This is a genomic window from Moraxella caviae, from assembly GCF_002014985.1.
Taxonomy (GTDB): domain Bacteria; phylum Pseudomonadota; class Gammaproteobacteria; order Pseudomonadales; family Moraxellaceae; genus Moraxella; species Moraxella caviae.
Genome location: NZ_MUXU01000093.1, coordinates 1 through 12,783, shown reverse-complemented (window position 1 = coordinate 12,783; position 12,783 = coordinate 1). Strand labels below are relative to the sequence as shown.

Sequence of the window (12,783 nt, the reverse complement as noted above, 5' to 3'; positions counted from 1 at the left end):
TAATCTAGTACAGCCCCTAAGTTTTTATTCAAACGCTCAACTTTTACTTCAACATCAAACCAGCCTGCAAATTTTGCTGCTTTGATGTTGAAGTGGAAGTTAAATTACGCTCAGACATCTTGGAGAAACTGTGGTAAATTTCAACTTCTCATCGTGGGTAAATTTTCGCTTTTATCCCATCATCGTGCCAGCCGTTTTGTGGCTTGGTGTGGTGGCGTTTTATCAGCAGCTGCCTGTGCATTTTGCCCATGAAAACAATCTTTTTGAAAATCTACAACTTGCCTTGCTGTTCATCGGCTTAATCATGGCAATGTTGCCCAGCACTTCGCCAAAACGGCTGTTTCGCTTTGTGGCGTTGGTGTTTAGCGTGCTGATTTTGCGTGAAATCAGCTATGGGCGTGTGCTGTTTTTTGCCGTGCCAGATGCGGTGGATCAGTTTTATTCGTGGAGCGAGATAAATTACGGATTTTTGGCGCGCCCTTTATTTGGTGCGTATGTTTTTGGCGTGCTGGTGTATTTTTATCGCCATAAACTGTGACGTGCGTGCGCTGCTTGGCGTTGCGCCGCCATTTTGGCTGACGCTTTTATTTCTTGTCAGCGTGGCAATCAGTATGTATGGCGAAAATACCCATCAAGCCTTGCTGGAAGAATCTGCCGAAACACTGATGTATTATTGCTTGGTGGCGACAAGCATTTTGTACGCACGCCACAGCGATTTCAACCCTTGCGCACATAAGGCGTGCCAGCATTATCAAGACTGCAACGACAAACCAAGCTATCGTTAAAATTTACACCACCAACCAAACATCATAAGCTGGTCAAACTTTTTATTTTTCGCCTTTTCCACGCTGCTGGTGTCCGCCACACCCGACTCAAACATAATTTTCGCCTTTCAATGCAGCTTAAATTACGGACTTGGCAAAACACTCTACGCCATGACAGGCTTGATGTTTGGATAAATTTATAGTCAAATCAATTTAGCTTGAGACAAGACGGCGAGCCGCAGATAGTACAAGCAGTACAGCAAGGCGAGCCAACGAAGTATCAAGCTAAATTGGGAAAACTATGCTTTTGTTTATGTTTGGCTTATCACTCATCAACGAACACGCGCCCTACTTGCTCACCATCATCAAAATCTTGGGCGCAAGTTATCTGTTTTATTTGAGATTGGTAAGCTATAAAACCGCCACCCAAACGCTCACCCAAAACAAAAACACCGCCATCATCAGTGCCAAGCGATTGTTTTTCAAGGCATTTGGTGAGTCTGCCCAACCCAAATGCCATCTTATTTTTCGTGGTGTTCTTTCCTAAGTTCATCGATTTTCGCCAGCCGCTGCTCACACAATGGGACGTTATCGAGTTTTAAAGCGGTTGTTGTTATTTTTTGATGGATTTTTGATGAATTTTTGGCGAAATTTTAGTATATTTTTTAGCACATTTTTTAATAAAATCTTAATCATCACCAAAAATAATACCCGTAAAATCATCAAAAAATCCAATAAAAACAAAAACTTAAAAACCTCCGCCAAAATTGCACGCTCAGCAAAATCTTGCTATAATCACCAATCCATCATTTTTCGCACCAAACCGCACCCATGAATTTGACCACCAAAGACACCGTCCTTGCCGCCGCCGTGATTTTCTTGTGGGGCATCAACTTTATTTTCATCAAATACGCTTTGGCAGATTTATCACCCATGGTGCTTGGCATGGCACGCTTCGTGCTGATGATTTTCCCTGCGATATTTTTTATCAAACGTCCAAACGTGCCCGCTTTACTCTTATTTTTGTACGGTGCGACCATCAGTTTTGGGCAATTTGGGCTGACGTTCATCGCCGTGGACATGGGACTGGCAACAGGTTTGGTGGCGATTTTGGTGCAATCGCAAGTATTTTTCACCATTTTATTATCCGCCCTGCTTTACAAAGAAGGCATCGCCAAGCACCAACGGCTTGCGCTCGTGCTAAGCGTGGCGGGGCTTTTGTTGATTGGCATTGGGCAAGCCAAAGGCGTACCACTGATGGCAGCAGTGTGGGCGGCGATTGGCGCTGGGCTGTCTTGGGCGATGGGCAATCTGATTGTCAAAAAACTAGGCGCAATCAATCCTTTATCCTTGGTGATTTGGGGCAATTTATCCGCCTTGGCGCTTTTTACCATCACATCGCTTGTACTGTATGGCGCAGATGGCATCGCGCACGAAATTAGCAACATCAGCACAAAGGGCATCATCGGCGTGGCGTTTTTGGTGTATGTGGCAGGTTTGTTTGGCTATGCTGGCTGGGGCAGTTTGCTGTCTCGCTATCCATCGGCAAAAATCACGCCCCTAGCGCTGTGCCTGCCTGTGATTTCGCTCATCGTGGGTGCGATTGTCCTACACGAAAGGCTGAATTTCTACCATCTAAGCGGTGCGGCTGTGGTGATGATTGCGCTTGTCGTGCAAGTTTTTGGCGGACGCTGGCTTCAGGGCAGATAAGACTTGGCAAATAAACTTGGCAAACACCTATACCAAACACAGCTCAAAACCCCTACCCACCATCGCCAAAATATGCTACCATGCGTAAATTATCGTCAGGTTTGCCGATTTGTAAGGCGGCTTAAGTTTTAAAAAGTAAGTTTTAAAAAAGGCAAGTTTTTAGACGGCTGAATTTATAACCAACCGATTTTTAAACTTGTCTAAATAAAAAACAGCCCAAATTTAAAACAGCCCAATCAAGCAAACCATCATCACGCACAAGCAACATGAACAAAAATTCAAAACACGCAAACTCGCCCACGCACGCATTTGATGGCGCACAAGACAAAGTGCGTGCCGATAAATGGCTGTGGGCGGCACGATTTTTTCGCACCAGAAGCCTTGCCAAAGATGCGATTGATGGCGGCAAAGTGCATATGAACGGCAGCAAAATCAAGACCAGCAAAGAGCTGCGTGTTGGCGATACGCTGACAATCCGCCAAGGACACGCCACTCGCCAAGAAGAAAAAACCGTCATCATCACGGCGTTATCAGACGTGCGTGGCAATGCGACCGCCGCCCAAGCGCTGTACCAAGAAACCGAAGCCAGCCTTATCCAGCGTGAATTTTTTGCCGAGCAGCGCAAACTTGCCAATTTGGCACGTCCAGACAGCAAGCCAAACAAAAAAGAACGCCGTGAATTGAACAAATTTAAAAATCAATGGTAACAAACAGACACGTCATGCCCCACCCAAAATCAATCCTTTTCGTCTGCCTTGGCAACATCTGCCGCTCGCCTTCTGCCGAAGCCGTCATGCGCGCCAAATGCCAAAACCTTGACATCGTCTTTGATTCTGCTGGCACGGCAGGCTATCACATCGGCGAAGCACCAGACCCACGCGCGGTTAAAGTGGGCGCGCGCTTCGGCTATGATTTATCAACGCTTAGAGCAAGACAAGTAACCGCCGCCGATTTTGGCAAATTTGAGCGCATTTTTGCCATGGACGAAAACAACTTACAAAACCTTGAAAAACTGCGCCAAAAATTCATTCAATCACAGCCAGCGCACACGCCAGTTGCCACGCTCAGCCTGTTTGACGATTTCACCAAACAAAGCGTTGCCGACCCCTATTATGGCGATGAGCAAGATTTTATCGCCCAGTTTGAGCATATCAGCCGCGTTGCCGAGCGTTGGCTTGAGCTGTGGCGCACGCATTAACCTTAATTAAAACAAATACTTATGAGCAATCCAACCATTCACCACGCCGCCGATTTATCCAAATACAACACCATGGCACTGTCTTGCGTAGCCGACATGGCGATTGAAGTGCAAAGCATGGACGACATTCGCTACGCCCACGCCTGTGCCAAAGACGCCAATTTACCAATTTTTGTACTGTCTGGCGGCAGTAATGTGCTTTTGCCAAGCGCCTTGCACGCCTGTGTTATCTTGCCAAAATTTGATGAATTTACCGTCATCAGCGAAGATGAAACGCACGTTGACATTGCAGCAGGTGCTGGTTTGGTGTGGCATGATTTTATCAAGCAATGCTTGGATAAAGGCTGGTTTGGCTTGGAAAATTTGGCGCTCATTCCGGGACTTGTGGGCGCGTGTCCTGTACAAAATATCGGTGCGTATGGCGCTCAAGTTTCTGATTTTATTACAAAAGTTATCGCTTATGATTTGCACACAGGCGAAACACTTACCTTTGATAATGCCGAATGTCAATTTGCCTATCGCGACAGCTTTTTTAAACAAAATCCCAACCGCTACATCATCAGCCAAGTGCAATTTCGCTTACATAAAGACCGCAGCAAAACCAACATCAGCTATGGCGATTTGTCTGCCAAAGCGCACGAATTAGCAATGCAAAACGGCAACAGCGCACCGCAGCCGCAAGATGTATTTACCGCTGTGGTGGCAATCCGCCAAAGCAAACTGCCAGACCCTGCGCTTTTACCAAATTGCGGCAGCTTTTTTCAAAATCCCATCATCGCCAAATCACACTATGTCAAATTACTTGAGCAGTATGCCGACTTACCGCATTATCCTGCTGGTGATGACACGGTGAAAGTCCCTGCTGGCTGGCTGATTGACCGTGCAGGACTAAAAGGCGATGGCGTTGCACCCATTCTCACGCACAAAAATCAAGCGCTTGTGCTGACCAATCACGCACCGCACACCGCCACCCAAACCGACATCAAAACCGCCCAAGATTTCATCATTTGCACGATTGATGAGCGTTTTGGCATTGCACTGGTGCGTGAGCCTGTGTGGGTTTATGCTCATGTAACTCACGATTAAATGCTTTTATCATGACAAAAAGACGACTGACAACACTTGGAAAAGCCGCTATTTTTGGTACGCTTGGCGTGGCGTGCGTGGGTTTATCCGCGCTTACGCCTGTGTTTTCGCACGTCGTCGTGGCAGGTTTATCGGCGTTTTCTGCGCTCACCTTGCCAAAAACCAACGCTACGCCCAATGCCATTATCGTGCTGGGCGGCGGTTTGACACGCCAAGATGGCGCTATTACGCTTAATCATTTTAGCCGAAGCCGTGCTGTCGCTGCCGCATCATTACTGCAAACACTGCAGCAAAACGATGAAAACCCACCCATCATCACCAGTGGCGTGGAGTCGCCTTGGCTTGCCGATTATCTTAAAGCCAAGCAAGCAACCAGTGTCATCATCAGCGAAAACGCCAGCATGAACACCTGTGAAAATGCAGTGTTCAGCGCCAAATTACTCGCCCATCACGAACTGCCAACAACCGCTTATTTGGTAACTGACCGCTACCACATGGCGCGCGCCAGACGGCAATTCGCCCAAGCGGGCATCACCACCACGCCTTATCCTGCGCCGCTTGATAAGCCACTTAAATGGACGAACATCAGCAATAATCTTGTTCACTCACGCCGTGCTGTCTATGAAGTAGCGGCTCTACTGCGCGACATCATCAAGCCACAGGACAACTGCCGCAGTTTTGATGAAATCGGCATACAAGAAATCAGCACGCCAAGACGCGCCCCAAAACTGTTTTCTTGATGGCAAATCTTAAATTTTGATAAATTCACAGCACAAAAAACCGCTCACCCATCGGCAAGCGGTTTTATTTGGTTTAATGCTTTAAACCTGCCAAGAAAAAATTATTTTTTCTCGTCTTTTTTATCTTCTTTTTCGTCAGCTTTTTCATCTGTGCTGTCAGCTTCACCAGCTTCTAGCTCAGCTTGCGCTTGCAAGAAAGCCTGATCAAAGTTCACAGGTGCAAGCAGTAGCTGTGGGAAGCTGCCACGAGTTACGATGTCGCTGATCACTTCACGCGCGTACGGGAACAGCACATTTGGGCAGTAGGCTTGTAGCAAATGCGGCAAATCCCCTTCTGGAATGTTGCGCAGTAGGAAAATGCCTGCTTGCTGAACTTCTGCGATGAAAGCGGTGCTGCCTGCGTTTTTGGCGTTCACACTCACCGACAAAATCACTTCTTTGTGATCTTCGTCCAAGTCGTTGCTGGCGGTTGCCACGCTGATGTCAAGCTCTGGCTGCCACTCTTTTGTGAACACATCTGCGCTTGGCACTTCCAAAGAAATGTCTTTTACATAAATGCGCTCAAGACCCAGCTGTGGTGCGGTATCTGTCATGGAATTACTCCTAAAATTGGTTGGATAATGTGGGCTTGTGATAAAATGCTTGAAATTGACTGTACGCCAAGTGATTGAAAATCAAGCAGTTTTATCACGCCATCAAATAATAAACTTTTTAACTATCAAGCGTTTAGCAATTCATCAAGTTTGCCGTGTCGCTCAAGTTTGCGCAAATCATCATAACCGCCAATGAAAGTTTCACCGATAAAAATCTGCGGCACGGTGCGGTAGTTGTTGGTCTTAGCAGCGATTGCAGCACGCTCTTCATCGCTCAAGTCAAACACGCTTGTGGCAGTATAAGGCACGCCTTTATTGTCTAAAAGCTGCTTGGCGGCAGCGCAATAAGAGCAGGTTTCTTTGATGTACATTTGCACAGCTTGCATAATTTTCTCCAAGTTAAAATTGCTTGGCTTAGTTTATGGGGGCGGTTTTGTACTTTTCAAGGCTTGTGCCTTTCAAGATTTATCAATCAAACCCCGCCCAATACAGCTTGGCTTATTTTTTCTTTGCGCCCACCAATGGCAAACCAGCCGCTTGATAGCCGTTAATACCACCTTCAAGACGCATGAAGTTTGGCTTACCAATCATCGACACCACCGCGCCAGATTGCATACCCACATCACACACGATGACCACAGGCGCAGTCATGGCACGCAGCTCTTCCAAGTGGTTTTTTAGCTCGCCAAAAGGAATGTTGCGACTGCCTGAAATATGCCCAGTGGCAAATTTTGGCGCAGGACGCACGTCAATCACTTGTGCGCCTTGATTCACCAAAAGACCCAACTCACTCGGCGGGACTTTTTTGCCACTGCGCTTGCCTTCAATCATAAAAAAGGCAATCAACAGCACAAACAAAATACCAAACAACACGGGGTGATTCCCCATAAATTCCAACCAACGCTCCAAAGCCATCTCCTAAAGCTAGCTCGCCTGCCGCTCAAATCTTTGCGTAACAGGCGGTGAAAAAGTAAAAAGTTCTATTATATCAAATTTCGTGGCGTATTTCAGTACCGCCAAATAATTTATTTAGCCAAGCAATCCATTCAGTCAATTTATTTGCTTAAACGTAGACGCACTTTTGCCAATTTGCATGGTTTTGATTTTGGTAAGTTGGCAATTTAAGCAAGTTTGACAAGCGGATAAATCACTTCACCGCCTTATCCTGCGTGCCTGCTTCCGCCATCAGCTCAAGCAAACTCTCAATGCGGCGCGGTAAAACTTGCCCAGCTTGCGCTGCCTGCCACAGCGCACAGCCCTTGGCATTTGGCGCATGGCTGCAATCACGAAATTGGCACTCGCCTGCCAGCGCATTCAGCTCATCAAAGCCCGCCAGCACTTCATCGGCTGGCAAATGCCATACGCCATATTCACGAATGCCGGGCGTGTCAATGATGCCGCCTGCTTCAAGATTGCCATCATCATAAGCCAGCAGGCGGCTTGTGGTCGTGGTGTGCTGCCCAAGCTGCGAACCCACCGAAATCTCGTTGGTCGCTTGTTCGGCGTGCGGCAATAAGCGATTGATTAGGCTTGATTTGCCCACGCCAGATTGCCCAGCAAAAATCGCTAATTTGCCATCAATGCGTGCTTGTAATTCATCAACGCCTTGCCCTGATACACCAGATGTCGCCAAAATCTCAAAGCCATACTTCTCTCCAAGCTCTTGATATTCTTGGAAAATTTGCACCACATCTTGATGCTCTGCCAATAAATCCGCCTTATTTAGCACCAAAAGCGGCTTAACATCAAAAGTGCGTGCCACCAAAAGATAACGGTCAATCAAATTCACCGCAGGCTTAGGCAGCGGCGCAAAGACAATCACCAGCACGTCAGCATTTGCCGCCACAGGTTTGACTTTATGGTAGCGGTCTGGGCGTGTAATCAACGTGCGGCGTGGCTTTAGTACTTCAATCAGCCCCGTACCTGCCACCATATCCACGCTAAATTGCACCACATCGCCTGCCGCCAGCATGGGCAAATTGGTGCGTGCATGACAGCGCCACACATCGCCAATGGCAAGCGGTTTTTGGATTGGTTCGCCCTGCTCATTTGCAGCGTTTTCGCTGTTTTCACCACTTTCATCGTCTTTTACTGATTTGGCGTGCGTGCTTTGGCTGGGTGCGTCATTGGTTTTGGTTGGCAAAGCTGTGATTTGCACCGCCAGCTGCTTGCCAAAATGCGACACTACCACACCTGTTGCCAGCGACCCATCGTCAATGATTTGGTCTTGGTTTTTGTGAATTTGGCGAGTTTGGTTTTTGGTGAGCTTACGGCGGCGAATAAAAGACATGGTAGCAATCGATAATCAATACAAAAAAGTGTGATAAGTTGCCATTGTAACGCAATTTTTAAAAATCACCAACAAAAACAAAAAACCAACCACCGATGGTGATTGGTTCTTGCTTTCTGTGATAGAAAAAATGATGGCGGAAGCTGAGAGATTCGAACTCTCGGTGGGCTACAAACCCACGCCGGTTTTCAAGACCGGTGCATTCAACCGCTCTGCCAAGCTTCCGTAGGCGTGTATTATATATGGTTTTGGTAAAATTGCAAGGGGTTTTTGGGCAAGAATAGAAAAATTTTTCCACTTTTATTATTTAGCGAATAAACCACTCCCAATTCACAAACGATTGATGCAATTTCACCAAAACACCCAACGCAAAAGCCTGCGCCAATGAGCACAGGCTTTATAGCTTTCAAGCCAAAATAAAATCAGTCTTTTTTCGCTGCTTCTACTTGGATGTCTAGGCGTACTTTTTTAGTCATGCCAGCTGCCACCAAATAATCCATGCCCCACTTGGTGCGGTCGATGGTGGTGCTAAAATCGCCACCGCACACTTGTTTGTTCAGCATTGGGCTGTCGTAGCAGTTGAATTTTTCGGCTTTTAGGCGCACTGGGTGCGTTTGCCCTAGCAGGGTCAAATTACCGTCTACTGAGCTTAGTTTGCGTGCCTTGCCTTTGCCAACGTAGTTGAATTTGGTAGAAACAAAACGCATGGTTGGGTGGTTTTCAGCGTCAAACAAATCAGCAGATTTTAGGTGCTTGGTGAATTGCTCGCTGCCAGTTTGCAGACTGTCCACAGGAATGGTGATGTCCACGCTGCCTTTGCGCTTGGCTTCGTCAAATTCCACTTCGCCAGTCAAGCCATAAAAACCGCCCACATTTGTGCTGGTGCGAAAATGGTCAATCGCAAAGCGTGCGTTGGTGTGGAATGGGTCAATCTCATAAGTGGCGGCGTGCGCTGCGCCTGTGATGATGGCAGCAGCTGCCAAAAGTGCAGAAATGGCTTTCATGATAAGCTCCCGTTTTGTGTTTACAGACTTTGAGTAGACTTTGCTTTGAGTATAAACTTTGAAATTCACAATGTGCGAATTTATCCGCCATCATAGCACAGAGAATTCAAGCAAACAAATCCCAAATCATTAACGCAAGATTTCTTATTAAGAAACTTATTAACGATTTACAAGACTTGCAACGGCAAATTTATCAAACACACCAATTCACAAACCATTTTGCACCAAGACCGCTTCAGCGCTTTGGCGGATTTCGTCCACCGTCAGATTGCGCTTGCCGCTCAAATCCTGCCGCCATTTTCTCGCACCTGCCAAACCTTGAAACAGCCCCAGATAATGCCGCACCAATGTCGCAAGATTCGCCCCTTGTTCGGCACGTTTTTGCAAATATGGATACAAATTTTCCAAAATCACACGGTGGCTTGGCGCAGACTCGCCCCACAGCGCATTACACTGCGCCATCAGCATGGGATTATGATAAAAAGCACGTCCAATCATCACGCCATCTACTTGATTTAAATGACTTTTTATGTCGTCCAAATTATCAATGCCGCCGTTAATTTCTATGAACAAATGGGGAAATTCACGTTTTAGGCGGTACACATCATCATAGCGCAAAGGCGGAATTTCACGGTTTTGCTTGGGCGATAATCCCTGCAGCCAAGCGATGCGCGCATGAGCGATAAAATGCGTGCAGCCTGCGTCCGCCACCGTTCCCACAAAATCACGCATAAACTCATAACTGTCAAAATCATCAATGCCAATGCGGTGCTTGACACTGACAGGCTTATCCGTACTGTCTTTCATCGCGCGCACCATATCCGCCACCGTGCGCGGCTCTGCCATCAGGCAGGCACCGATTTTATTGTGCTGCACACGATCAGACGGACAACCCACGTTGATATTATATTCATCATAACCGAAAGTATCAGCAATGCGCACGCACTGCGCCATCTCGCTGGGATTTGAGCCGCCAAGCTGTAACACCACAGGATGCTCACTGTCATCAAAACGCAAAATATAATCGGTATCGCCCTTTAAAATGGCGCTGGTGCTGATCATCTCAGTATAAAGATAAATGTGCGGATTAAATAGCCGCGCAAAATAACGAAAATCAGCGGTCGTCCAATCAATCATAGGTGCTAGGCTAATTCGTTTATTGTTTTTAAAATCAATCACTTGGATAAATCCTGTAGTTTTTTAATGTTTTAGAGGTAATGACAAATAACAACCATATTATACCCCAACTCTAAAATACAACCCACCGAAGTCTAAAAAGAACTGGTTGAATTTTTCACAATAGAAACAATCACCAGAACAATCACTGATTTATCAGACGTCCGGCATAATTCAGTAGTGTTATTTTATCATCACATTAGACTTGGATAGCATGCAATCCACTTCTTAGAGCCTACCAACCCTTTGATGATAAAATAAAGCCTGATGAAATGCTTCAGCAGCATTTACAAAACCCTGCCGAACACATCAGACAGGGTTTTGGATTGTTTGATTATAAAATGGCTAAAATCTTAAAAACATGCCATCAAGCCGTTTGGCTGGCTTGTAAATTGCCTTCTTCTAATTTTCTAAGCTCTTTGCGCAGGATTTTGCCCACATTTGATTTTGGCAATTCGTCCACAAAAGCGATGCGTTTTGGGCGTTTGTAGCCAGTCAAATGCTGTTTTGCCCACGCACGCACTTCTTTTTCGGTCAGACTGTCGTCTTTTTTAACGATGAAAATTTTCACCACTTCGCCGCTGTGCTCATCAGGCACGCCAATCGCACCACATTCTAGCACTTTTGGATTGGCGGCGATGGCTTCTTCCACTTCGTTTGGATAAACGTTAAAGCCAGACACCAAAATCATATCTTTTTTACGATCAACGATTTTAAAATAACCGCGCTCGTCCATCACACCAACATCGCCTGTACGGAAATAACCGTTTTCAGTCATGGCTTTGGCAGTCTCATCATCGCGCTTCCAGTAGCCTTTCATCACTTGTGGGCCTTTGGCGCAAATCTCGCCCGCTTCGCCCATTGCCACTTCGTTGCCGTCATCGTCCAGCAGCACGATGTCTGTCGCTGGGAATGGAATGCCGATTTTACCTGTGTATTGTCCGATTGGATTAAAAGTCAAAACAGGCGACGTCTCAGACAAGCCATAGCCTTCAATGATGTAATTGCCCGTCATTTTCTCCCAAGCCGCAGCCGTACTTGGCAGCACCGACATACCGCCGCCCAGTGAGATTTTTAGGCGACTGTGGTCAAGTTTTTTAAAGCCTTCATGGTGCGTCAAGGCGTTAAACAGCGTGTTCACCGCAGGGAAAAACACAGGGCGATACTTGGCAAATTGCTTGGTCAAATCGTTCAAATCGCGCGCATTTGGAATCAGCAAAAACGCCATGCCCATATTCATGCCCAAAAGCATGACGGTGAACGAAAAAATATGATACAAAGGCAGCGCCACCGCCATATAATCGCCGTGCTGATACGGCTTATCAAAACCTTGCTTGACGTGGGTCATGCACTGCAGCACGTTTGCGATGATATTACCGTGCGTGAGCATCGCACCCTTTGCCACGCCTGTGGTGCCGCCTGTGTATTGCAGCACGGCAATGTCATCAAGGTGCAATTCTGGCTTGACAAAACGACTTGCCGAAACTTGATTGAGCGCGTCTTTAAATTTTACCGCATTTGGCAAATGATACGCTGGCACCATTTTTTTGACATAGCGCACCACCGCATTCACCACCACGCCTTTTAGTCCCAGCATATCGCCCACGCTTGTGGTGATGATGTGCTGAATTTGCCCCTTGTCTTGCACTTTTTCTAAGGTTTTGGCGAAATTTTCAATGATAAAAATCACCTTAGCTTCACTGTCTTTGAGCTGATGTTCTAGCTCGTGGCTGGTGTACAAAGGATTGACGTTCACCAAAATCAGCCCTGCACGCACAATGCCCATCATCGTAACGACATACTGCGGCGTGTTTGGCATCATCACCGCCACTTTATCGCCCTTCACCAAGCCCAGCGACTGCAAATAGGCAGCAATCTGGCGGCTGTACAAATCCAGCTCACGGTAGCTGATGGTCTTATCCATAAAGGTCAGCGCAGGGTGATTGGCGTGCTTTGCGATGTTATCGGCAAAAAAATCAGGCAGATTTTGAATGTGTGCTGGAATTTCTAGGTTGATATCAAGATTGTGATCACGGTAAGTCTGCTGCCAAGCACGGTCAGCTGGCACGGTGAAATTTTGTGCGTTGAAAGTTTGTGTGTTTTGCATGATGCTGTCGTTTTCCAAAGTCATTATTTTTAAATGGTTATTTTTAAAGTGGTCGTTTGTAAAATGCTTGTTTCTTAAAATGCCTGTTTTTAAAATAAGGGGCTGTAGTAGATCA

The 12,783-nt window shown here is 46.6% G+C and carries 15 protein-coding genes and 1 tRNA gene; 8 read left to right on the top strand and 8 right to left on the bottom strand.

Annotated features, from left to right (window positions below):
* Positions 1–130: 130 nt before the first annotated feature.
* The 8 genes from B0181_RS11345 (at position 131) to B0181_RS11305 (ending at position 5,498) form a co-directional block, all read left to right on the top strand.
* Positions 131–538, top strand: coding sequence for a hypothetical protein (locus tag B0181_RS11345; protein ID WP_078277602.1), 408 nt, complete (start codon positions 131–133; stop codon positions 536–538).
* A 1-nt stretch (position 539) separates the two neighbouring features.
* Positions 540–785 carry a hypothetical protein gene (locus B0181_RS11340; RefSeq protein ID WP_078277601.1) on the top strand — a complete coding sequence of 82 codons (246 nt, stop codon included), beginning with the start codon at positions 540–542 and terminating at the stop codon, positions 783–785.
* A gap of 280 nt (positions 786–1,065) precedes the next feature.
* Positions 1,066–1,311, top strand: a complete 246-nt coding sequence (locus B0181_RS11335) for a LysE family transporter (RefSeq protein WP_115338061.1) — start codon at positions 1,066–1,068, stop codon at positions 1,309–1,311.
* 284 nt (positions 1,312–1,595) lie between these two features.
* Entirely contained in the window at positions 1,596–2,474 is an 879-nt protein-coding gene (locus B0181_RS11325) for an EamA family transporter (RefSeq protein ID WP_078277598.1), read from the top strand.
* A 266-nt stretch (positions 2,475–2,740) separates the two neighbouring features.
* Entirely contained in the window at positions 2,741–3,181 is a 441-nt protein-coding gene (locus B0181_RS11320) for an RNA-binding S4 domain-containing protein (RefSeq protein ID WP_078277597.1), read from the top strand.
* A 14-nt stretch (positions 3,182–3,195) separates the two neighbouring features.
* Positions 3,196–3,672, top strand: a complete 477-nt coding sequence (locus B0181_RS11315; RefSeq protein ID WP_078277605.1) for a low molecular weight protein-tyrosine-phosphatase — start codon at positions 3,196–3,198, stop codon at positions 3,670–3,672.
* Between the two features lie 21 nt (positions 3,673–3,693).
* Positions 3,694–4,758 carry a UDP-N-acetylmuramate dehydrogenase gene (gene murB / locus B0181_RS11310; protein ID WP_078277596.1) on the top strand — a complete coding sequence of 355 codons (1,065 nt, stop codon included), beginning with the start codon at positions 3,694–3,696 and terminating at the stop codon, positions 4,756–4,758.
* An 11-nt stretch (positions 4,759–4,769) separates the two neighbouring features.
* Entirely contained in the window at positions 4,770–5,498 is a 729-nt protein-coding gene (locus B0181_RS11305; protein WP_078277595.1) for a YdcF family protein, read from the top strand.
* Between the two features lie 101 nt (positions 5,499–5,599).
* Here B0181_RS11305 and secB read toward each other — a convergent pair whose 3' ends face one another.
* The 8 genes from secB to B0181_RS11265 all read right to left on the bottom strand — a co-directional run bounded on the left by secB (position 5,600) and on the right by B0181_RS11265 (position 12,668).
* Complete coding sequence (gene secB, locus B0181_RS11300; protein WP_078277594.1) at positions 5,600–6,091, bottom strand: protein-export chaperone SecB; 492 nt, start codon at positions 6,089–6,091, stop codon at positions 5,600–5,602.
* Positions 6,092–6,216: 125 nt separating this feature from the next.
* Positions 6,217–6,477, bottom strand: a complete 261-nt coding sequence (gene grxC / locus B0181_RS11295) for a glutaredoxin 3 (protein ID WP_078277593.1) — start codon at positions 6,475–6,477, stop codon at positions 6,217–6,219.
* A 112-nt stretch (positions 6,478–6,589) separates the two neighbouring features.
* Positions 6,590–7,000: a rhodanese-like domain-containing protein gene (locus tag B0181_RS11290; RefSeq protein ID WP_078277604.1), complete on the bottom strand. Its 411-nt coding sequence runs from the start codon at positions 6,998–7,000 to the stop codon at positions 6,590–6,592.
* A gap of 238 nt (positions 7,001–7,238) precedes the next feature.
* Positions 7,239–8,381 carry a ribosome small subunit-dependent GTPase A gene (gene rsgA, locus B0181_RS11285; RefSeq protein WP_078277592.1) on the bottom strand — a complete coding sequence of 381 codons (1,143 nt, stop codon included), beginning with the start codon at positions 8,379–8,381 and terminating at the stop codon, positions 7,239–7,241.
* 134 nt (positions 8,382–8,515) lie between these two features.
* Positions 8,516–8,606: transfer RNA gene (locus B0181_RS11280), tRNA-Ser, on the bottom strand.
* A 197-nt stretch (positions 8,607–8,803) separates the two neighbouring features.
* The gene (locus tag B0181_RS11275; protein ID WP_078277591.1) at positions 8,804–9,385 is read right to left on the bottom strand and encodes a YceI family protein; all 582 of its coding nucleotides are present in this window, start codon (positions 9,383–9,385) and stop codon (positions 8,804–8,806) included.
* A 207-nt stretch (positions 9,386–9,592) separates the two neighbouring features.
* Positions 9,593–10,564 (bottom strand): tRNA dihydrouridine(20/20a) synthase DusA, encoded by a 972-nt coding sequence (gene dusA / locus B0181_RS11270; protein ID WP_078277590.1) that lies wholly within the window; start codon positions 10,562–10,564, stop codon positions 9,593–9,595.
* Positions 10,565–10,928: 364 nt separating this feature from the next.
* Positions 10,929–12,668 (bottom strand): AMP-binding protein, encoded by a 1,740-nt coding sequence (locus tag B0181_RS11265; protein WP_078277603.1) that lies wholly within the window; start codon positions 12,666–12,668, stop codon positions 10,929–10,931.
* Positions 12,669–12,783 lie beyond the last annotated feature (115 nt).